General features: G+C 70.2%; 18 protein-coding genes and 3 pseudogenes. 11 read left to right on the forward strand and 10 right to left on the reverse strand.

The window, feature by feature from the left end; translation table 11 throughout:
- Positions 1 to 241 precede the first annotated feature (241 nt).
- The 8 genes and pseudogenes from KSNIM_RS05485 to KSNIM_RS05520 all read left to right on the forward strand — a co-directional run bounded on the left by KSNIM_RS05485 (position 242) and on the right by KSNIM_RS05520 (position 7,160).
- A complete protein-coding gene (locus KSNIM_RS05485; protein WP_263102089.1) occupies positions 242 to 805 on the forward strand; it encodes a hypothetical protein in 564 nt (187 codons plus the stop codon).
- Between the two features lie 693 nt (positions 806 to 1,498).
- A pseudogene (locus KSNIM_RS05490) lies at positions 1,499 to 2,428 on the forward strand (ribonuclease BN).
- Between the two features lie 15 nt (positions 2,429 to 2,443).
- Positions 2,444 to 2,869 (forward strand): annotated as a pseudogene (locus KSNIM_RS05495) (transposase); the annotation flags it as partial.
- Between the two features lie 1,061 nt (positions 2,870 to 3,930).
- Positions 3,931 to 4,194, forward strand: a pseudogene (locus tag KSNIM_RS39035) (SpoIIE family protein phosphatase); the annotation flags it as partial.
- A gap of 355 nt (positions 4,195 to 4,549) precedes the next feature.
- Positions 4,550 to 5,026, forward strand: coding sequence for a DUF5994 family protein (locus tag KSNIM_RS05505; protein ID WP_263107842.1), 477 nt, complete (start codon positions 4,550 to 4,552; stop codon positions 5,024 to 5,026).
- A 701-nt stretch (positions 5,027 to 5,727) separates the two neighbouring features.
- Positions 5,728 to 6,084: a PRC-barrel domain-containing protein gene (locus KSNIM_RS05510; protein ID WP_263102090.1), complete on the forward strand. Its 357-nt coding sequence runs from the start codon at positions 5,728 to 5,730 to the stop codon at positions 6,082 to 6,084.
- A 29-nt stretch (positions 6,085 to 6,113) separates the two neighbouring features.
- Positions 6,114 to 6,281: a hypothetical protein gene (locus KSNIM_RS05515; RefSeq protein WP_263102091.1), complete on the forward strand. Its 168-nt coding sequence runs from the start codon at positions 6,114 to 6,116 to the stop codon at positions 6,279 to 6,281.
- Between the two features lie 630 nt (positions 6,282 to 6,911).
- Positions 6,912 to 7,160, forward strand: coding sequence for a hypothetical protein (locus tag KSNIM_RS05520; protein WP_263102092.1), 249 nt, complete (start codon positions 6,912 to 6,914; stop codon positions 7,158 to 7,160).
- Between the two features lie 734 nt (positions 7,161 to 7,894).
- Here the strand turns inward: KSNIM_RS05520 and KSNIM_RS05525 are convergent.
- Complete coding sequence (locus KSNIM_RS05525) at positions 7,895 to 8,365, reverse strand: hypothetical protein (RefSeq protein ID WP_263102093.1); 471 nt, start codon at positions 8,363 to 8,365, stop codon at positions 7,895 to 7,897.
- A gap of 115 nt (positions 8,366 to 8,480) precedes the next feature.
- Between KSNIM_RS05525 and KSNIM_RS05530 the strand changes: the two genes are divergently transcribed.
- Positions 8,481 to 10,073: an ISL3 family transposase gene (locus KSNIM_RS05530; RefSeq protein WP_263102094.1), complete on the forward strand. Its 1,593-nt coding sequence runs from the start codon at positions 8,481 to 8,483 to the stop codon at positions 10,071 to 10,073.
- A gap of 87 nt (positions 10,074 to 10,160) precedes the next feature.
- Here the strand turns inward: KSNIM_RS05530 and KSNIM_RS05535 are convergent, their stop codons facing one another.
- The 3 genes from KSNIM_RS05535 to KSNIM_RS05545 form a co-directional block, all read right to left on the reverse strand.
- Complete coding sequence (locus KSNIM_RS05535) at positions 10,161 to 10,412, reverse strand: hypothetical protein (RefSeq protein ID WP_263102095.1); 252 nt, start codon at positions 10,410 to 10,412, stop codon at positions 10,161 to 10,163.
- Positions 10,413 to 10,651: 239 nt separating this feature from the next.
- Positions 10,652 to 10,822 (reverse strand): hypothetical protein, encoded by a 171-nt coding sequence (locus KSNIM_RS05540; RefSeq protein ID WP_263102096.1) that lies wholly within the window; start codon positions 10,820 to 10,822, stop codon positions 10,652 to 10,654.
- A 1,038-nt stretch (positions 10,823 to 11,860) separates the two neighbouring features.
- A complete protein-coding gene (locus KSNIM_RS05545) occupies positions 11,861 to 12,265 on the reverse strand; it encodes a DUF5994 family protein (protein WP_263102097.1) in 405 nt (134 codons plus the stop codon).
- A 305-nt stretch (positions 12,266 to 12,570) separates the two neighbouring features.
- On the opposite strand from KSNIM_RS05545, the gene KSNIM_RS05550 reads away from it, so the two are divergent.
- A complete protein-coding gene (locus KSNIM_RS05550) occupies positions 12,571 to 12,996 on the forward strand; it encodes a CBS domain-containing protein (protein ID WP_263102098.1) in 426 nt (141 codons plus the stop codon).
- Between the two features lie 645 nt (positions 12,997 to 13,641).
- On the opposite strand, the gene KSNIM_RS05555 is transcribed toward KSNIM_RS05550, so the two are convergent.
- Complete coding sequence (locus KSNIM_RS05555) at positions 13,642 to 13,848, reverse strand: cold-shock protein (RefSeq protein ID WP_263102099.1); 207 nt, start codon at positions 13,846 to 13,848, stop codon at positions 13,642 to 13,644.
- A gap of 402 nt (positions 13,849 to 14,250) precedes the next feature.
- Here KSNIM_RS05555 and KSNIM_RS05560 point away from each other — a divergent pair, with 402 nt between their 5' ends.
- Entirely contained in the window at positions 14,251 to 14,481 is a 231-nt protein-coding gene (locus KSNIM_RS05560; protein ID WP_263102100.1) for a hypothetical protein, read from the forward strand.
- 29 nt (positions 14,482 to 14,510) lie between these two features.
- Here KSNIM_RS05560 and KSNIM_RS05565 read toward each other — a convergent pair whose 3' ends face one another.
- The 5 genes from KSNIM_RS05565 to kdpC form a co-directional block, all read right to left on the reverse strand.
- The gene (locus KSNIM_RS05565; RefSeq protein ID WP_263102101.1) at positions 14,511 to 14,933 is read right to left on the reverse strand and encodes a universal stress protein; all 423 of its coding nucleotides are present in this window, start codon (positions 14,931 to 14,933) and stop codon (positions 14,511 to 14,513) included.
- A gap of 306 nt (positions 14,934 to 15,239) precedes the next feature.
- Positions 15,240 to 16,661 carry a hypothetical protein gene (locus KSNIM_RS05570; protein ID WP_263102102.1) on the reverse strand — a complete coding sequence of 474 codons (1,422 nt, stop codon included), beginning with the start codon at positions 16,659 to 16,661 and terminating at the stop codon, positions 15,240 to 15,242.
- A 396-nt stretch (positions 16,662 to 17,057) separates the two neighbouring features.
- Positions 17,058 to 17,732 carry a response regulator gene (locus KSNIM_RS05575; protein WP_263102103.1) on the reverse strand — a complete coding sequence of 225 codons (675 nt, stop codon included), beginning with the start codon at positions 17,730 to 17,732 and terminating at the stop codon, positions 17,058 to 17,060.
- Positions 17,729 to 20,308, reverse strand: coding sequence for a sensor histidine kinase (locus KSNIM_RS05580; protein ID WP_263102104.1), 2,580 nt, complete (start codon positions 20,306 to 20,308; stop codon positions 17,729 to 17,731). The genes KSNIM_RS05575 and KSNIM_RS05580 overlap by 4 nt, the downstream gene beginning before the upstream one ends.
- 205 nt (positions 20,309 to 20,513) lie before the next feature.
- Entirely contained in the window at positions 20,514 to 21,131 is a 618-nt protein-coding gene (gene kdpC, locus KSNIM_RS05585) for a K(+)-transporting ATPase subunit C (protein WP_263102105.1), read from the reverse strand.
- Positions 21,132 to 21,144: the final 13 nt, after the last annotated feature.

The following is a 21,144-nucleotide window of genomic DNA, read 5'->3' on the forward strand; positions in this document are numbered from 1 at the left end:
CCTTGGGCGGGCCCTGGAGGCCTGACGGGTAGGCGGCCGCATGGCACCGGCGGGCTGATGTACACGGACGTTCCGACTGACGGTCGGACACCGCTGCGGCGCCTCGGTCACCCGCACGAGTGAAGGTCGGCGCAGGGCCGGACCGCCCGCGGAAGCAGGTCGGGCATCGGTGCCTAACGTGGTTCGGAAAGTCACTGTCGGTCGGCCGACCGACGTCGCCGCCAGGATCAAGAGGTACCCAATGAATCGTTTCATCACTCTTGCCGCCGGTGTGGCCGCCATGACAGCCGCTGCCTCCGGATGCGGCAGTTCCGGCACCACGGCTTCCTCGACCCCGACCGCGAGCACCAGCGCCCCCACGACCGCCGCCGGCTCCGCTGCTCCCAGCCGGAGCGTCGCCACGGTGAAGACGGCGAGTTCGCCGTTCGGTCAGATCCTGGTCGACGGTTCCGGTAGGACGTTGTACCTGTTCAAGGCCGATACGGGGACGACCTCGACCTGCAACGGCTCCTGTACGCAGAATTGGCCGCCGCAGACTACGACCGGGGCACCCGACAGCAGCGGAGTGACCGCGTCCCTGGTCGGAACGACCACCCGTTCGGACAGCTCGACCCAGGTGACCTACAACGGCCACCCGTTGTACTACTTCTTCAAGGACACAAAGCCCGGAGAAACCAACGGTCAGGGCGTCAACGCCTTCGGCGCTCCGTGGTACGTGGTCAGTCCCAGCGGTGATGCGATCACCAGCCCAGCCTCCGCGTCGGCTTCCCCGTCTGCCGGCTCCACGGGCGGCGGTGGCTACTGAGGCCCGCTCCTGAACCTGCGGGGCTCGAGAACTCGGCTCACGCCGCCGACCTGCACGGAGCCCGCATGAGCATCCCCGCCCTGGCGTGACCACCGGACGCTCGTTCGTATGGTCCATCCGCTCGTGCGGCGTGTGCTCGGATTCCTGGTGCTCATCGCGCCCTGGCATCTCGACCTCGAAGCGGAGGTCCTGGTGCTGAGCGCGAGAACGAGATACCGCGCCAACAACCGGCCCGGCCGCGATACGAGCCGGCGGACGGGGCGGGCGAGGCCGGCGGCACTCTCGAACGTCTCCCACGTCATCGCCGGACGCAGGTGTTCCCGCTGACCCCGGCGGCCCTGCCGCCCCGGCATCAACGTCCGGTTGGGGAAGACGTGCGCCCACCAGCCGCGCCGCCGGGCAGGCGGCCCACCACCGCTGCGGTACGCACCCTGGTTGTTTCGGGCGGGGTTGTTTGAGCGCCGGTCGGGCAACGGGATCAGGAGCCACGTCGCTCCGTTGGTGCAACCGATCGGAGCGACGTCGGACCAAGATCGGCGAGCTGCACGTGGGTGCGGCCGAGGACGCTGACCCGGGGTCGTTTGTCCCGGTCCCCTCCGGGCCGTTCCGCGGCTCGCCCTACCCGAGGATCCGACTCGACCTCTGTGGTCGCGCCCTACAGCAGCGGCGCATCGATCGTGGTGGTCAACGTGCATGCCGATCGGGCCCCCTGGCGATACGGGCAAGCCGTCCCTGCTCCGACGGCTACGGCGGGTGGTCCGCCGGTCGCCGACCGGGCGCGGCTGGGCGCGGGGCGGTGATCTGCAGCTGTCACAGCGGGCACTGGGCTTCGCGGCGCTCGGGTTCCTCACTCTGGTCCCGCTGCTGATCGTGGTCTCCGCGGCCGATCCGGACCGCGGGCGGGGGTTCGCGCAGCGGCTGCGGGACAGGCTAGGTGTGTCGCCGGCTTCCAGACGAGGGGTCGAGCAGCTCTTCGGGCGGCCCCGGCCAGGCATTCCGAACAACGACGGCCTTCGGTCCCGCGGCCCTGGCGGTGTTCGGCCTCTCGTTCGGGGCAGCGGTGCAAAGCGGCTACGAGAAGGCCTGGAACCTGCCACCGGACCGCTGGCGGCACGTGCTGTGGCTCGCCGTTCTGATCGGCTTCCTCTTCCTGTCCGCCACCGGCACGCTCTGGCGCCGGTCCCCGGCCAATAGCCTGGTGGCGGTACTGACCGCGGTCCTGTTCGCCTGGTGGTCGCAGTGGCTGCTGCTCGGCGGGCGGGTGCGCCGGCGCGCCCTGCTTCCGGGCGCCGTGGTGACCGTGGTCGGACTGCTCGGCCTGAGACTCGCCTCCCGGCTCGTCTTCTCGCCGCTGATCGCTTCCAACATGGTCACCTACGGCTCGTTCGGTCCGTGCTGATCATCCAGTCCTGGCTGGTCGGCGTGGGAGTCGTCGTCCTTGGCGGCGCGCTGGTCGGCAGACCGCTCGACGAGGAACTCCCGCGCGTGAGACGTGCGCTGAAACGGCGAAGGTGCGAGCCCACGCGCCGTCGTGGCGACGCCGCCCGCGCCGAGGGCGGCAGCCCGGCGGCGGCGAGTACCGCAGGCCAAGCTAAGGAACGTGTCAACTCCCGCAATGGATAACGCAATCGCGACCGGGGTATCCGAGTCGGCACGATCGGCCCGGCCGTCCCCGGGATCCGCTCGGGCACCTACGTCCCCAGCCGGCTTCTGGAACGGCGACGCCGGGCCGAGCAGGCACTGATCAGCACGGTCGCGACCTGCCACCTCCTCGGAGCCCCGACCAGCAGGGTCGGGAAACTCGGCGAGAGCCGCGGTCATCCTGCGCGGACCGCTGCACTCGGCCGCCCCACAAAAGGCCGCCCCCGCATCGCTGCGGAGGCGGCCTTCCCGGCCTGCGCAAACGTCACACCGACCGGGACAACAGGATCTGAATCCACGCCTACGTCACCCTATGATCTTCCCACCGAAAGGGCGGACACTTTTGCGATCGCGAGTCGCGGAGTCAGGAATCCTGCCTCAAGGATCCACATATTCGCCTCCTCGCGATCGTCCTACCGGTAACTTCTCCCGGCAATTTCCAGAATACTCCGCGCCGCGAGACTTCGGGCCTCCCGTCCACATGAATTTTGTTTCAAGCACTACCGTGTCCTCGTGTTTGACCAAAAAAGCCGTCCCGAGAGATTCCTTGGGCCGCATCCCGCAACGGTGAGATCCGTCCTGGCCGAGGCGTCGCGGGTGGGCGCCCGTGTCATGCGGGGACAGGGCAAATGCCGGTGAGGCGTGCGCCGATCCGTGTCGGGGCGGGGCAGGAAGCCGGCGGAGGAACAGAGCTGGTGCAGGGGACAGAAGTGCTCATGGCGGATTTCGCGCGGGAGAACCGCGGAGCGGCGGCGGACCGGTCGGAGGAATCCGGTGAACGGATGCTGGGGCGGCTCCTGGACCAGGCTCACGAGGGCCGCCGCCGCTCATCGCTCCGCTGGTGGCGGCAGGTGTCCGTGCGATCCGTGGCCGGGATGCCTCGGTCCTCCCGCGGGACTACGGCCAGCTCACGCTGGTACCTCCCGGGCCAGGGACTCGCCGTCGAAGATCCGGTGCCCATCGACGGTTCCCGGGCCGGCGAGGTCTTCCTCCGTGCCGTCCCCGCCGCGCGTCCGCAGGCGGACCGCACGCGCATGTTCCTCCCGCTGTTGGACGGAGGCGACGAGGTCGGGGGCTCGCCCTGACCCTTGACAGCATCGGCGGTGACGACCGCCGGCCGCCTCGCCGCACTGGTCGCCGACCTGCCGGCCACCAGGAACGGCTACACGGACCAGTTCTTCCAAGCCCGGCACCGCGAGCCGATGGGCGTGGCAGCCGAAATCCAGTGGTTGCTGCTGCCCCGCTGGGCGATGAACACCCCGCAGGTCGCGGTCCCCGATCCTGACACCTGCCTGCAATACCGCCGGCGACAGCCTGGACCACGCCCTCAACAACGACGTCCCGCATCTGGCCGTGATCGATGCGATGGGCCACGGCCTGAACACCGCAGTCCCGGCGACCGTCACCGTGGGCGCCTGCCGCCATACCGGGCGCGCCGGTGTTCGGGCTCACCGGTGTTCGGGCTCGCCGAAACGTACGCGTTCATGGACGCCGCCATCGACCGGCAAGGCGGCCCCGAGCACTTCGTCACGGCACAGATGATGCGACTCGACGTCGCAACGGGCCACCTGCAGTGGGCCGACGCCGGCCACCCGGCACCCCCGCTGATCCGTGATCACCAGGTCATCCGGGCCCTGGACAGCGCCGGAACCCAGCCGGTCGGCTTCGGCGGCGATACACCGCAGATCAGCGCGCGGCAACTCCGGCGCGGCGACCGGGTGCCGTTCTGCACAGGCGGCCTCGTCGAGGAACACAAGAGCGGCGGGGAGCAGTTCGGCGAGGAACGCCTGATCGCCGCCGTCGAGCGGGACGGGCCCGCCAGCGGCGGGTGCGGGATAGTGGTGCCTCTGTCTGGTCGAGTGGTGCGGCGGCACCGCCGATCACCTCGCCGTGCCGGAACCGTATACACGCCGATCCGGCCTTCATGGCGGCGGAGCTCGGCGCGCGGCAGCCCACCGACCCGCCCCCCGCTCACCCGGAGGCCGCGTCCTGGCCGGAGTACGGTGGAAGCGCTCACCGCGTCAACGGCCTGCGGGATTCCTGCGGTGCCAAGGCGCCGGCACCAGGCCGTCCACACCAACGAGCCCAGGGCGGGTGTTCGATATGACCGCGACCTCCGATCCCACCGCCGCCCAGCCACCAGAGCCAGAACCGCCGGTCCGCCTCTCCCTGACACCCGAGGGCGCCACCCCAGGACGGCTGGACGGAGCCTGGTGGCCCCGCTCGCACGACCTCCTGCGCGAGCTGCCCCCGCTGGCGGCAGCACTGGACCCCACGTGGGGGAAGATCACCCGTGTCACCGTGAACCCGACGCACTGGCCGGTCATCCCCCGGCGTGTCCCGGTCGCAGGCCACGTCATCCACGTCGGGTGGTTCGAACAGGAGCAGGACGCGGACGAGGTGATGGTGTGCTCCTTCATCCCCCTGCGCCTGGAGCTCCTGGTGATTCCCCCCGAGACCGAGACCTCTGCCGCCGAGTGGCTGATGACGGCGGCGTCCGACCCGGCCAACACCCACACCGGCACCGACCTCCTGACAGCTGCAGGTGCGCCGACCGCGGACCCGCGGGCCGGCGGATGACAACGATCGAGGCGGACGGCACCATGCCATTCGCCGCCGGCCCGCCCCCGACGACACCCCGGATCCGGCGGGCAGGTGCGCGGACCGCGCCCGGACATGCGCCGCCGCGCGGGTCCCGGGGAACCCTGCACCACGGCGGCCCCGCTGTCGATGATCGGAGCCGTCCCGCACTGATGGACCTTCGGTGCAGGCATCGGTGATACGGCAAACCGCGCCCCGTTCTCCTGGTCGCCTGGTCGCGGCTGGTCCGGCTACTCGCGCGACCACTCGGTCTCGGCCTGAGGTTCACCGACCGAGTGGCGCCCTTCCCAGACCTGGACCGTGATCGCCCGGGGGCCGGGAGCGGGGCTGGAGAGCGTGCGGACGAATACGTCCCGCAGGTGGTTCGCCGCCCTTTGAGGCGGCCCGTCGTATTCCAGGGGGTTCGGCATGGGAGCGCCGTCCTGCTGGAACCAACGGCCGTCGTCGTCCTGCGTCCGGAGAATCCACCGGTAGTACCGCATCCTGGCCTCCCGCGACGACGGGCCGTGTCAGGACACGACCGTAGGTGCCCGGCAGGCCGCCGGCGACCGGAGGACTGCCACCAGCGCGCAGGGGCAGCCGGCGGTCGTACCGAGTCACCCTGCCTGCATACCGGGCAGGTGCCGGCGGCATGCGCCGAAGGGAGAATGGGAGATGCCCACAGACATCGGAGGCTGCTGATGTTCGAAGCGGGTGACATCCGGGAATGGCGCGGCCACGACGTGGTGGATGCCGACCACCACAAGATCGGCACGCTGGAGTCCGTCTACGTCGACACCGCGACGGACCGGCCCTCGTTCGCCACCGTCACGGTCGGGCTGCCCACACGCCGCCGTCTGGTCTTCGTCCCCCTCGCCGACGCGCGGGTCGGGCCGGGCCATCTGCAGGTCGCCTGGCCCAGGAGCCGGGTCAAGAAGGCGCCGGCGATCGGCACCGACGGCGTACTGCCGGCCGAGGACGAGGCGGCGATCTTCGCCCACTACGAACTGGACTACGCGCCCGGCGCGGGCGGTGAACGCCGCCTGGCACGCCGATAGGACCGGGCAGACACCGAAGGAGACCGAAGATGGCACTGGTGCTGTTCCTGATCATCCTGGCGATCGTGCTCGGGATCGTCGGCGTGGTTGCCCACGGCCTGCTCTACCTGCTGTTCATCGGCATCGCCGTACTGATCATCGCCGTGGTCATCTCCGCCGTCCGGTTCCGGCACGGCGGCCGCTCCGCCAACCGCTGAGATGCGCCGCAGCGCCGATAGTCCGAGGCCAGTACGGGGGAACCGCTCCGCGCATAGGGTGCCCGCGACCTGGAGCCAGGCCAGGGGGCCGACGCACACCTCGACCACATGCGGAGCGTCCTCGAAGGCACGCAGGATCCGCAGTGCTCCGCTCGGATGCAGGTGGGCGCGCCGGGCGGTTGCCCCGGGCCTACCAGGGCACGGAGGTGGACACCTGGCCCCTTGGGCGGGCCCGGGAGGCCGGACGGGTGGGCGGCACTGCGGGGCTCCGGTGGTGGACCCGGGATCGAACTTGGACAATCGGGTCATGGCAGGCCTTGAGGCGGCCCCCGGAACGGTGCATCTGGCCCACGGGGCGGGATACGTCAGCCCCGGCGTTGCGCTGGGCGAGTCGGTCAGGGGCATTGTTCGCATCGACGAGCGCGGATGGGTGCATGTCACTCAGGAGGACGGATCTCGCGTGTCGTTCCCGCCTCATGCCGTAGAACGCGTCAACTGGGGCGAGCCCGCTTCCTAGACGCGAGGCTCCGAGCCTCGGCGTGGGCTTGGGCCCAGGAATCCGGGGCCGCTCATCCAGCAGCGAACGAACGCCAGCCGTACGGTCGGGAGGGCAGCTGATCGGAGGGCGAGATGGCGAAGTACCGATCGCGTGTGCGTGTGCTCTCTGAAGAAGACGTGGAGATCACCACGCGGCACGGAGAGCACGCCGAGGGCGACTTCGATGGAACTGCGCAGGAGTACGCCGAGTTCCTGGTCGACACGGCCGTGAGGCAGGGCGGGGACGATCCGGGCCCGATGCGACCGGCACGCGTTGTCGCCGATGTCTGGGAAGCGGGCGGGTCGAAGCGCTCCGCCGCCGGGCACGCAGAGTGGCCGTAGCTCGCGCGTCCGGCCGGGTCGTGCACGGTTTCCTCGGCCCGGCACGATCTCGACGCCCGAGGCCGCGGTCGCATGGGGGCACGAAGGGCACGTGACGCGGGCATGACGCGTCCGGCCTCGGCGGCTTGCAGCCAGGCGACTTCCCGGGACGGGCCCGCACTGCCCGCAGGGCGTTCAGGACCGCCTCGTCAATGTCTGGCCGGCACCCGCCCGGTCGGTCGGGGTGACGCGGTGCGGGCGGAGTAGCGTGGGGATATCGGGGCGGCCCAGTCTCCGTTCCCCGACGGTCGGCCCTCGTTCGGGGGGCCGGTGTATGTCCACGGACATGACCGCGATGCCATCCGAGTGCTCGTCGCTGGGCGACTCGTCGGCCGCATTCCCCGCGAGGATGCGCCGGCGTATCAAGAGGAGGCGGAGAGCCGGGTACGGTCTGCGCAGTGCCCGACACGAGTGTGGTGGCGCCGGGAGCAGCAGGAACTCATGGCATCTCTCGGTCGCCCTGGCCGAACCGGGGAGGACCGTGCCGCTCCTCCCCGCACCCGAGGGTGAGCTGGTGGTGCCTGCGGGCCGGTGGTTCCAGGTGAGCGGAGTGGACACACATAGGGATGTCCTTGTGCCGCTGCCGGAGAGGGCGTACGCATGAAGCCCGCGTCACTGCCTGTGGGGCGGAGCGCAGCGCGCGAGCACCGTCGCTGCACGGGGACTCCGCCTCTGTGGGGACCGACGACGGGTCGTCACTCGGTCTCGAAGTGCACGAGGTGGGCGACCTCGCGTCCTTGCGCGTCGAGACAGGGGTAGATACCGCCGTTCTCGCCATTGTCCAGCAGTGCGATGACCGTTGCCTCGGTCCGTTCGTCGGACAGGACGTGCCACCCGGCACGGAACATGTCAGGAGTGGATTCCTCGGGCGGCTGCAGGGCGTCGGGGCGGTGCTGGCGACAGGCCCCCTCGAAGACCGGCAGCAGACCTCGGTCCCGGCCGTTCGCGGCACGACGCCGTATCTCCTGCCCTGCCAGCCTCATCAGCCTGCTCACCAGGGGACCGTCGTCGTTCCGCGAACCGCCGAGGCACACGACGCCGCAGTGCGTCATCACGCCCACTCCTGAGTAGTCGCCGAGCTCCACCGGCGGTGCCTCGTCAAACCACAGCAGCAGCCCGAGCGCCATCGGCGCCGCTCCCGGCGCCGCATCCATCACCGCGTACACACGATGGCTGCCCGGAGGAACGTCCAGACCTGTCGCCAGTCTCTGAAAAATGGTTCTGGATCACTTTCCGTGCCAGAGCCACGGAGCGTCACCGGAACCGCGATCATGAACGGTCGTGACTGACGCTCTCCATCAGAACCTCTGGCTCCAGCAGGCCTCCGACGTCGCGGTCAACTCCCTGACCATCCAAGCCGACCGCGTCACCGTCCACGCCGCCACGACCAGCGACGAGGCGGGCTGTCCGTCGTGCGGAACCGTCTCGGCTCGAGTGCACAGCAGCTACGTACGGCGGCTGGACGACAGCGCGGCGAGCGGGCGTCGGGTGGTAGTCGAGTTACGAGTCCGACGGTTCCGCTGCCGTGAACGGATGTGCCCGCGATCCACCTTCGTCGAGCAGGCGGCAGGGCTGACCTTCCGCCACGGACGGCGAAGCCAGAGCCTGCAGACCGCACTGCAGCAGCTCGCCCTGGCCCTGGCCGGCCGGGCCGGCTCCCGCCTGGCCGAGACGTTCGCGGTCCCGGTGAGCCGATCCACGCTCCTGCGGCTGATACGCGCCCTGCCCGACCCTGCGTCCCCGGTGCCGCGCGTGCTGGGCATCGACGAGTTCGCCCTGCGCAAGGGCCATGTCTACGCCACCGTCCTCGTCGACATCGAGACCCGCCGCGCGGTTGACCTGTTGCCCGACCGCACGGTCGCCACCGTCCGCTCCTGGCTGGCCGGCCATCCGGGCGTGGAGGTCGTCTGCCGCGACCGCTCTGCCTCCTACGCCGAAGCCGTACGGCTCGGTGCCCCAGACGCGATCCACGTCGCCGACCGATTCCACCTGTGGCAGAACCTCTCCGACGCGGTGGAGAAGACCGTGCTGCAACACCGAGCCCTGCTGCCCGAAGCAGCTCCTTCGACCCTTTCAGCCAAAGAAGTTGTCTTTCCATCCGTCGCCGCCGAGCCCCGCCGGACCGGCCGGCTGTCCGATCGGGTCCGCGAACAGCACGCCACTGTCCACGCGCTCATGGAGGACGGGTTCAGCCTCCGCGTCATCGCCCGCCGACTGGGCCTGGCCCGCGGCACCGTCCGCCGACTGGCCCGCGCGAAAGACCCCGACGAGCTGCTGGTCGGCCGCTGGACGGGACGCACCAGCATCCTCGACCCCTACAAGCCCTATCTCCACCAGCGTTTCAGTGAAGGCCACACGATCGCCCGGCGCCTGTTCGAGGAGATCCAGCAGCGCGGATTCCCCGGCCAGGAGCAGATCGTCCGCGAATACGTCCGCCGACTCCGCACAGCGTTCCCGCACCAGGCCCCGCCCCGTCGCAAGCCCTCCGTCAGAGACGTGACCGGCTGGATCACCCGCCACCCCGACCGCCTCTCAACCGACGCGAGCCAGCAGCTCAAGGAGGTCCTGGCACGCGTCCCGGCACTTGCCACCACCGCCGAGCACGTCAGGACCTTCGCCGAGCTGATGAACGATCGCCGCGGCCGAGAGCTCAAGGACTGGATCACGCGCGTCCAGCAGGACCAGGTCCCAGCCCTTCGAAGCTTCGCCACCGGTCTCCTGCAAGACCTCGATGCGGTCGTCGCCGGCCTCACCCTGCGCTACAGTTCCGGGGCGGTCGAGGGCCACAACAACAAGATCAAAATGCTGAAGCGGCAGATGTTCGGCCGCGCCAACTTCGACCTCCTGCGCAAGCGCGTCCTCCATGCAGCATGAACCGCTGGTCATAGCGGCGCGGAGGGGCACGCATCGGAGCTGGACGGTGACGGCGCCGAGCACGACGGACCAGGATGGGGGCTCCGGTCAGTGCTGGCCGATGCCTCGGCTGTCGAGATAGTCGACCAGCGCGGCCTCTTTCCGGAGCAACTGGTCGCGGTCATCGGCAGGCAGCGAGGCAAGGGCGTCGACCAGGACGCGCTTGCGAGGAACGTGAACCATGTTGCCCGAGTAGATCCGGCACCCCGAGCACCAGGCAAACCCGATGCAACGCTCGAAGCCGGAGGACTCGGGCGGATGGAAGCGGTACTGGTAGGAGCGGACAGGCTCGTGGCACACGAGGCAGATCCAGCGGTCACCGTCGCGGACGGACCAGCCGCTTCCCCTCTTGCGCCAGGACTTCCGTCCGGCCGGTGCTCTTCAAGTTGCCATGCGCTGATTCTGCCTTGGGGCGGCGTTCAAGGGACAACCGATTGCTCCGGCGGTCCATGAGGCGTCACAGCAGTCACGACCGTTCATGATCGCGGTTCCGGTGACGCTCCGTGGCTCTGGCACGGAAAGTGATCCAGAACCAGTTTTCAGGAAGCGTCAACAAGACCGTCCGCTTCGCCCGACGTGGGGTCGAACACGAGGGCCGAATCCGACGACACCGGGAGCGCACCCACGGCGTGGATCCACCACGAATCGCGTGGCCCGCTCGTCTGCGGTCCTTCCGCGAGGTGAGCGAACAGGGTCTTGGCAAAATCCATCTGACTTTTCCTCACTGCCAGGGCAACCGGGGGTGCTCTTCTGCACGCATCTTCCCGGAGGCTTCTGAGAATCAGGGAGTTGGGTCGAGCTGGCGGATGCGCTGCGCGGTACGCCGCCACGGCCGAGTGCTTGCCGCTACCCGCGGAGCGGACGCCGAGTGAGGATGGTCCGGCCGCTGCTGCCGATGCCGATGCCGGGCTGATCGTGACCCGCTTCCCGCGGGACGGCTGCGCAGCTGGGTAGGCGGATCGGCCCCCGCAGGTTGGTGACCGGCCGACAACGGGGCTTGCCGTGGGTGAACCTCCGCCGCGAGACAGACGCGCTCCGGAGGCGCTTTTCAGTGCCGAATCGGTCGTCCGCGTCATCACTGCGGTGGTCTGCGCCGGCCGCTGGAAGCAAAGATGCTCTCCCAATCGCGTCGTGCAGCGGGTGAATTCGACGTGAGCGTTTCCGCCGCCGTCGCCCAGCTGCTCCGCACCGCCCGCGGGTCTGGAGAGCGGCAGCTGGGCCCCGACCGACAAGGACCGGGTCGCGGCAGGCGAACTCGTTGCCCACATCGCACGGGTCTGCCCCGCCCGGCTAACGCAGCCCACCGCGATTCTGCTGCACGATGCCGCCGCCGACGTCGCCATCGCCGCTGTCGCGGCCGGCGGGGAGCTCGCCTGGACGCTCTCGCAAGTACTCACGCAGGTGTTCCTCGTGGTCCGCACAGTCGCCGAGCAGAACCTTCCGCAGATGCGCGCGCCCAGTCCTGCCGAACCGTCCGACGCCACGACCGCGCTGCGGCGGCTGCATGAGTTCCTGCTGGCTCTCACGGACAGGCCCTGAGCAGCGCCGACACCCAAGGCTGCCACCTTACGGCGAGGCCACCACATGGTCGTACCACGCAACCCTCCCAACCGCAGCTTGACACCACTACGGCATGGGACGTCTGACAGCTGTCATCGCCTCGGCGGGGAGCTGACTGTCCGTCGGTGACCCGTCTTTGAAGTAGTCCGGTCCGGCAGGGTTGGGTCAGCCCTTCCTCCGATCACCGCTCAGCTGGGCATCAGGAGCTCGGCTGCCGGGGTGTGGTTTCCGGTCGCTGCTGCCCCCGCCATCGCAGACGAGGCCGCACCCGGTTCGGTGAGGGGAGGCACCACCAGGAGCAGGAAGTGGTCCTGGAAGCCCCGCGTGATACTGAGTGTCGCGTCGCTGCCCGTGAACCAGCCGATTCTGACCATGAGGCCGTTCGCCATGACGGACCGGGGAACGCCGCCCCAGGCCGACATGTCGAGGCCGACGCGGATGATGCGCCCGAGGTGGGCGCCGAGCGCGGTGATCAGGTCTGGCAGCTCGGCAAGAACGTGGTGCGAGCGGGGCCACCAGGCACCGTCGAAGAACCCGTCGCGCGACATCGTCGGCTCGAGTGCCAGGCGAGGCAGCGGCGGGGCGCCGGGCACGGTCCACCCTCCGGCGGAGAAGGGCCCAGGGAGGGGAATCGGCATCATCAGGGGCCGCCCGTCCGGTCCGCGAGGGAACCAGTTCACGACCCAGGGCGACGTCGGCGCTGATGCCGGTGTGCAGAATGTCCCCGGTTTGTCTGCCACGGTACTCCGCAGGGGTCGACTCCGGACCGCCCACCTGGGGAGTAGCCTCGAAGACATCCAGGGCATCTCGCATTCCGGTACACGTTCCGGCTTCGTTCTGGGTGAAGGACAGCCCGGCGGATGCCCAGTGGGCAGCGTCGGAGACGGAAACGATCACCGTGACCACTCAGTCCCCCCAGCCGGCACGGCGCGGCGACGGCCTCACGGTCGCCGACGCCATGGCTACCTGCGATTACCAGATTGCAGATGACAGCACGGTCGACCAGGCCAACGACGTCTTCCGCAGCGCCCACGTGGAGTACCTGCTGGTCCGCGACCACAACGGCCGCTGCGAGGGCCTGGTCACCCGAGCCGGGCTCCACCCGTTCCTGACCTCTCCCTGGTACACCCAGCGGACTGCGATCAGCGCCACCAAGCACCAGCGCGGCCCGTTCGCCTGGCCGGCCATGGGCCTGGCCCTGGCCTCGACCGCGATGCGGATCAAGCGATTGACGGTTTGGCCCGTCGTCGACGAAGACGGATCCATCCTGGGCGTCCTCACCGCCGGCCACACCGCGGGCCTGCTCGCCGTCGAAACGAAATGACCCGGCACGTCGGGAACGGCACGGTGACGCCCTTGCGCGCCAGGACCGACAGCAGAGCCTTCGGCATGTCCAACTCCTCGAAGGTCCCGGCAGGCGGCAGCGCCGGGGTGGTGCTCGGCGTCGCCGCGAACTCCCCCTGACTGGACCGTCCCTGACGATCAATCGCGCTGAAGGAGCGACCCGCCGGACCGATCCCCCGACGGGGTGGGCGCTGCGAGTGCCGCCGGAGCGGCGGTGGGCGTTCTGGGACGGGGAACGGCTGGAGCGGTTCCTGCGGGAAACCTTCCTCGGAGCGGCGCGTCACGAGGAGGACTCGGCCGGCGCCGGGCGCCGGCGAAGACCGCAAGGGAACGGGCCGAGAGATGCGATGGGTGGGCGTGGACGGGAGAACCGTGCGGCACATCACCCACCGTGGGGGCTCACCGCGCAAGGCGGGAGCGGAGAACCACGGTATGTGCGGCGTCAGGGTGGGCAGGGCGATCCGAACGCGGCGCCCGTGCGTCTCGCGTGGGAGTGGTCGGCGACAGCAGAGCCGAGAGGGTCTGGGCGGACCGGTGTGGTGGTGGTTGGGGCGCGGTGCTGAGGGGCCCGCACTGGCATGTAAGCAGTGCGGGCCCCGCGCTGCCAGGCGGGTGCCGTGCAGTACTACAGCGAGCGGATGTTCTCGGCCTGCGGGCCCTTCTGGCCCTGCGTGACGTCGAACTCGACCTTCTGGCCCTCGAGCAGCTCACGGAAGCCGTTGGCCTGGATGTTCGAGAAGTGGGCGAAGACGTCAGCGCCGGCGCCCTCCTGCTCGATGAAGCCGAAGCCCTTCTCCGAGTTGAACCACTTCACAGTGCCATTAGTAGCCATAAATGTCTCCTTCAAGGGGCTGCCCGAAGCACGCGGATAGCGGGAGTACGCCGCACGGAGAACCCGCCCGGGCAGGAGCCGGGGAGAACGAAAAATGCGCCCGCAACACAGGCAGGCGCACACAAAGTTCATGGGAACCACTACTGCAGTACGACGACTCTAGCAGCCCGGGTCCCGAAACAGCGGGATCTTTCGTCTCCTGCGGGAGCCGAGTTTTCAGGCAGTCGCCCCCGATCCTGGTTAAGTGTCAAGTCTCCTAACCTGTAGGTTACTTGAGCCTACGGTACAGGTGGAAATCGGCGCCCGGGGCCTCGCGGCCAGCCCCCCGGACCGATGCAACCCCGGAAATTCATGCGGTGCCAAGGGTGTCCATTTCGCGTTCTCCGGAGCACACTGGCGGTAATGACAAATTTCGCCGTACCTCGCCGCTCCATGCCCACCAGCCCCTTCAAGCGTCGAACGCAGGCCGTGTCGACCAAGCGCTTCGCCGTCGGCGACCGTGTCACCCACGACGGATTCGGCCTCGGTCGGGTCATCGGTGTCGAAGGCGAAGGGGCCGTCGCGGTCCTCGTCGACTTCGGATCGCGGCAGGAACGCCTCCCCCACCCGTACACCGCGATGTACAAGCTCTGACCCCCGGCCGCGCCGGTCCCGGGACAGCTTCAAGACCCGCGAGACAGGACCGCGAGCCGCGTGCCGCGGCACAACCAGTTGCCGCTTCCCGCACCGACCACGAGCAGGTCGTCGGGCCGGTCGGCCAGCGCGGCGAGCGCCGCCCCCGGATCGGCACGGATGAGTTCGGCGTGAGCTGAGACTCGGGCCGGCCGGGCCGAAGGCGTCGTCGGGCCGTGCGCGGCCGATCTGCGGCTGCGGCTCGGACGGCGGTGAGCAGGGGCGGCCATGGGGGCACGGTAGCCGTGCTCGCCGCCGGGCGGCTGCCAGGCAAGAACCGCGAGGACCTCGACGCCACGCCGGTAGGCCTCGTCCACGGCCCTGTGGAACGCGGCCAGGCTGCCGAGCGAGCTGCTGATCCCGACCACGACTCGTGCCAGCCGCCGCTCGCGGCCCTGCGCCTGGATGTCCACGCTCCGCGAACCTCCGATGCTCTAGTGGACCATCAGATCGCCGGAACCTGCATCGGGCACCGCACACCTTGTCGCGGCGTGATCCGACCGAGCCGGCTTCAGCTCGGACCGGTAGCCGAACCAGGCTTCGGTGGTGAAGCGCCGAGGGTGGGATGGGTTTCGAGCTTGCGGCACAGCTGGGCACGGTGAGTGCGCAGGTGGCTGGTCCCGGTTCCGTAGGCCGTCCCCACGCTTCCGGAGGAGCTGCTTCTGTCCGGCGAGGCAAGCGCCGCGGCGAAGGCGAGCTCGCCGGTGGCCGCGGCGGGGTCAGCGGTACTCGCGCAGGCGCGGACGGACGCCGAGGACTGTCAGGGCGAGTACGGCGGCGAGGACGAGTGCGCCGGTGGTCGCGGTGGTGGCGCCCAGGTCGGCGTCGGTGTCGGCGACGGCCTGCTCGAATGCATGCTGGTTGATGGCGAGGACGTCGTCGAGGGCAGCGGTGAGGGTTGCGAAGTCGGCGTTGGACTGGCCGGCGGCGAGCCCGGTGTTGAAGGTGACGGCGTCCTTGAGGCGCCCCTGGAAAAGCAGGGCGCGCATGGCACGGTCGTCTCGCTGGTACTGCCGGTAGGCGGTCAGGAGTCGCTCGGCGGCGTTCTGCTCGCCGCCGAAGGTGATGTTGCCGAGCTCGGCACCGAGGTAGCCGGTGAACGGGACCTGGGTGTGGTCGGCGCGGTGCCTTTCGGCCGCCTTCGCCAGCAGATCGTCGTAGGTGGTGAGGGTGGCCCCGTCGAGGCGCGCGAAGGTCTGGGACTTGTCGAGGAAGCTCTGCTCGTACGCGGAGGCGCGGGAGGGGTCGGTGAGGTACCGGCTCTCGTCCGCGTTCATGTCGTAGGCGATGGCGCGGGCCCGGCTGAGCGCGATGACCGAGTCGTAGGCGTCGGACTTGGCGACGGTCAGCTGGTCTTCGGCGCGCGAGCCGAGCGTCATGCCCGTGGCCAGGCCGGCGGCCGCGAGCAGGGTGGCGGCGGCGAGTGGCAGGTTGATCAGACGGTGGAAGCGACGGCTGAGGGTGCGCTGCAGCACGGCAAGGACGGTCAGGGCGAGCAGCCCGGTGGCGAGGATCCACCATCGACCGTGGGCGAGCGCGTCACGCCGCTCTGTGTGCGTCGCCTCGACGGTGGCGATGTTGGCGGCGGTGACTTGGTCGGCGGCGGGCAGCAGCTGTTGCCGCAGCAGATCGGTCGCCTGCCGGTAGGCGTCCAGCGCCTCCGCGGAGGGCTTCCCGGCCGGAGCGTGGGACTGTTCGGCCAGGAGTTGGGCACGCGCCACCAGCGCCTCGTAGTGGCCGAGTTCACCGAGCACGGTGTGGACGGCCCGCTGTCCGGCCGGGTCGGCGGCGGTGGCTTCGGCGGCACCTTGGAGGTCGGTGTCGGCCTGGGCGCGGCGCTGCTCATAGGCTTCCAGGGTCTGCCGCCGCAGTGCCGTGTAGTCGGGGTCGGCGCCGAGCAGCAGGAGATCGGCGGCCTGGGCGTCCATGTCGTTGAGCGCGAAGTACAGGTCGGCGGCCCGGACGGCCTGGGGGCCGGAGCGGTGGCCGATGGCGTCGGTGCCGTCCCTCGCACCTGTCAGGACGGTGGCGGTGGTGGCGGCGAAGGCCAGCACGGTGGTGAGCACGAGTGCGGTCAGCGCCCGGACCAGGCGCGGGGTGTTCCACCGGGCGCGGGTGAAGTGGGGCGGACGGCGCCGCATCGGGCCCGGGTGTGAGGGTGAGGTGCTCGCGTCCCGGCCCGGTGCCTGCGCTCCCCCCGCTTCCCAGGTGCGGGGGACGCGGGCCACGGGTGCCGGACCGGCCGTACCTCGGTTCGCCACCCCCGGCGAACCGCCTGTCTTTCCCGGTACGGCTCTTCTGCTCGATGCACCCGCTGTCATGGCGGCGCGTCCCCCTCCCCTTTTCACCTGGCCGCCGATGGTTGATCGGTGAAGGTCTCCACCGGCGTGGCAGCGGTCCGTCTTCCCCCACGAAGTCGGAACCGTCTCCTCGCAGCTGACGCTATGCCCGGGCCGGGGGACGGCCTTGCGGTCCTAACGCTTCCTTGGCGCCGATGGGACGTGTCTTGACACCACGTTGACGGGCCAGCTGGAGCGTCACGGCTCGAATCGGTAGCCGATGCCGGGTTCGGTGATCAGGTGACGAGGGCGGGCGGGGTCGGGTTCGAGCTTGCGCCGCAGGCCGGCGAGGTAGACCCGCAGATAGTTGCCGTGGCTCTCCGCGTCCGGGCCCCAGACCGCGCGCAGCATCTGTTTGCCGGGCACCAGCCGGCCCGGGCTGGCCAGCAGCAGCCGCATGATCTTCCACTCGGTGGGAGTGAGCCGCACCGGGCCGCCCGGGCCGGTGACGACGGCGGCGGCGAGGTCGACGGTGTGGGCGCCGACCGTGAACTGCGGCACGGCAGGCTCCCCCACGGGCCGGCGCATGACGGCCCGCAGCCGAGCGAGCAGTTCGTCCATGACGAACGGCTTGGTCAGATAGTCGTCGGCGCCCGCGTCCAGGGCCTGCACCTTCTCGTGGGCGTCGGACCGGCCGGACAGGACGACGACCGGCACGGCGCTCCAGGCACGCAGCCCGCGGATGATGTCCATGCCGTCGAAGTCGGGCAGGCCGAGGTCGAGCAGCACCGCGTCGGGCGGCGTGCGGGCGGCCACGTCCAGGGCCTCGGCCCCGGTCGCTGCCGTGAGCACCGAATAGCGACGGGCGTGCAGGTTGAGCTGCAGAGCGCGCAGCATCTGCGGTTCGTCGTCCACGACCAGAATCTGCGTCACTCTCCCGGCTCTCCGTCCTCGTCCACGGTCAGGTCGTGCACGCGCATGTCGGCGTCGGGCAGCCCGGCCGCGGGAAGGGTGAGCAGCATCGTCGTGCCACCGCCTGGGGTGTCCTCCACCTCCAGGGAGCCGCCCATCGCCTCGGCCAGGCCACGGGAGAGGGCGAGACCGAGGCCGACGCCGGTGGTGTTGTCGGTGTCGCCGAGGCGCTGGAACGGCAGGAAGACGCGGTCGCGGTCGCCTGGCGGGATCCCCGGGCCGCGGTCGATCACCCGGATCTCGACCCGGTCGAGGTGGTGACTGGCGGCGACCAGGACGGGCGCGCCGGGTGCGTTGTACCGAAGCGCGTTGGTGATGACGTTGGCCAGCACCCGCTCGAGCAGTGGCGGGTCGGCGAGGACGGGCGGCGCGGTGTCGAGGTCGAGCGGCTGAACGGGCGCGTAGGCGTCGAGCAGGGAGTCGAGGGCGCGGGGCAGCACCTCGTCCAGGTGGGTGGGTTCGAGGTGAAGGGTGAGAGCGCCGGCCTGCAGGCGGCTCATGTCGAGCAGGTTGTCGACCAGGCGGGTGAGCTTGACCAACGACTCGTCCGCGGTGGCGAGGAGTTCGGCCTGGTCCTCGGGCGAGAACACGACGTCGGGGCTGCGCAGCGAGCCGACCGAAGCGAGCGCGACTGCGAGCGGGGTGCGCAGGTCGTGACTGACCGCGGCGAGCAGCGCGGTGCGCATCCGGTCCGCGGCTTTGATCGGTTCGACCTCGGCGGCGACGGTGGCGAGCCGGTCGCGTTCCAGGGCGGCGGCGATGTGGGCGGCGAAGGCGGTGAGCACGCGCTGGTCTGCGGCGGGCAGGCGGCGCCCGGCCAGGACGAGCAACGCACCTGCTCCTACCGGCAGTTCGGTGAGCGTACGATCGGGGGCCGGCTCGCCCCCGGCGTCGCTGCGGCCCAGTGCCTCACCGCTCACACGGTCGAGCAGGGCGACCGAGTCCAGCGCGAAGGCGGTCCGGGTCTTGTCCAGCAGCGCGGGCACCGCGTCCGCGCCCCGCAGGACGCTTCCCGCCAGCGTGGACAGGGTCTCGGCCTCAGCCGTCGCTCGGGCGGCCCGTTGGGTGAGCCGGGCGGCGTGGTCGACCACCGTGGAGACCGTCAGCGCGACCACCGCGAACACCAGGAGCGCGATGACATTGTTGGGTTCGCCGATGGTGAAGGTGTGGACGGGCGGGATGAAGTAGTAGTTGAGCAGGAGCGAGGCGACCAGTGACGCCAGCAGTGCGGAGGTCGCCCCGCCGAGCAACGCCACGCCGACGACGCCGAGTTGGAAGATGAGCGCGTCCGTGGTCAGGTTGACCTGGCTGTGGAACTGTGAGAGCACCGCCGTCAGGACCGCGGGCACCGCGAGGCCGGCGAGGATTCCGGCGACGGTGCGCCGTCGGGAGTGGCGCCGGCCGAGTGAGGGAAGCCGGCTCCGGCCGGTGAACTCGTGGGTGACCATGTGGACGTCGATGTCCTCGGAGCCGTCCACGGTGGTCTGCCCGGTGCCGGGTCCGGTGAGGAAGCGGTTGAGCCGCCCGCGGCGGCTGGTGCCGAGGACCAGCTGGGTGGCGTGGTGCGCCCGGGCGAAGGCCAGCAGCGCGGTCGGGATGTCGTCGCCGACGACGACGTGGTAGCTGCCGCCGAGGGTCTCGACCAGTTGCCGCTGTTCGGCGAGGGCGCCCGGGGAGGCGCCCGCGAGGCCGTCGCTGCGGCTGATGTGTACGGCGAGCAGTTCGCCGCCGGCGGTGCGGTCGGCGATGCGGGCGGCGCGGCGGATCAGCGTCTCGCCTTCGGGGCCGCCGGTCAGGGCGACGACGACGCGTTCGCGGGTCTCCCAGACGCGGTCGATGTTGTGGGTGGCGCGGTAGTCGCGCAGCCCCTCGTCGACCCGTCCGGCCACCCAGAGCAGGGCCAACTCCCGCAGTGCGGTGAGGTTTCCGACGCGGAAGTAGTTGGAGAGCGCGGCGTCCACCTTCTCGGCCTTGTAGACGTTGCCGTGGGCCATCCGGCGGCGCAGGGCCTGCGGGGCCATGTCGACCAGTTCGATCTGGTCCGCGCGCCGGACGACCTCGTCGGGCACGGTCTCGCGCTGCGGGATGCCGGTGATCTTCTGGACCACGTCGTTGAGCGACTCGAGGTGCTGGACGTTGACCGTGGTGACGACGTCGATCCCGGCTGCGAGGAGTTCCTCGACGTCCTGCCAGCGCTTGGCGTTGCGTCCGCCGGGGATGTTGGTGTGCGCGAGCTCGTCCACCAGGGCGACCTGCGGGCGGCGCGCGAGGATCGCGTCGAGATCCATCTCCTGGAATTCCGTTCCCCGGTAGTTGCGGGTGAGTCGCGGTACCGTCTCCAGACCCTGCAGCATGGTCTCGGTGTGCCGTCGGCCGTGGCACTCGATGGACCCGACGACCACGTCCGCGCCGCGGTCCAGTCTGCGGTGGGCCTCGTCGAGCATCCGGTAGGTCTTTCCGACGCCGGGGGCCGAACCGAGGTAGACCCTCAACTGCCCGCGGCGCGCGGTGGTGCCGGGGGTGAGGTCACGGGACATGGGCGCTGCTCTTTCCGTACGAAAGCGGCCGGGGAGGGGCTGTCAGCGACAGCGACTGCGCGGATGGAGTTGTTCCGCTGGGCGGGCGCCGGCTGTGGTTCCGAACGTGGCAGGCCGACCCGGGCGCGGGATCCACGTCCCTCGCCCGGGTCGGCCTGTCACCAGCCGGTTGTCCGAGGCATCGCCTCGGCTCCGCCGAACATCGTCACTGCTGCTCGCTGATCGCCTTGTTCAGCAGCACGACGTTGACGCCGTCCTGGCCGAGGAAGCCGAGCGAGCGGCCCTCGGTGTACTTGTCGATCAGCCGGTTCAGCGTGTCGGTGGACAGGCCGCGGGCCTTGGCGACCCGGTTCACCTGTTCCTTCGCGTAGGCGACGGAGATGTGCGGGTCGAGGCCGGAGCCGGAGGCGGTGACCGCGTCCACCGGGACGCTCGCCGGATCGACGCCGTCGAAGGCGGCGATTGCGGCGCGGCGGTCCTGGATCGTCCGGGTCAGCTTCTCGTCGTTCGGGCCGAGGTTGGAGGCGCCGGAGGCCTTCGGGTCGTAGGAGCCGGTGGAGAAGCGCGGCTGGAAGAACTTCGGGTCCGGCTGGGCCTGTTCGTCGGCGTTGTTCGGATCCTTCTTCGGGAGGTTGTAGTTCTGGCCGAGGAGCCCGGACCCGACCTCCTTGCCGTCGGCCTTCACGATCGAGCCGTTGGCCTTGTCGGCGAAGGCGACCTGGCTGATGCCGGTGACCAGCAGTGGGTAGGCGACACCGAGGATCACGGTCATCACCAGCAGCATCCGCAGCGCGGTAAGGTGGGTGCGCAGAATGGTGGGCATGGGTCTGGCCTCT

Origin of the sequence: Kitasatospora sp. DSM 101779 (assembly GCF_025655475.1) — a bacterium.
In the GTDB taxonomy this organism is placed as follows: Bacteria; Actinomycetota; Actinomycetes; order Streptomycetales; family Streptomycetaceae; genus Kitasatospora.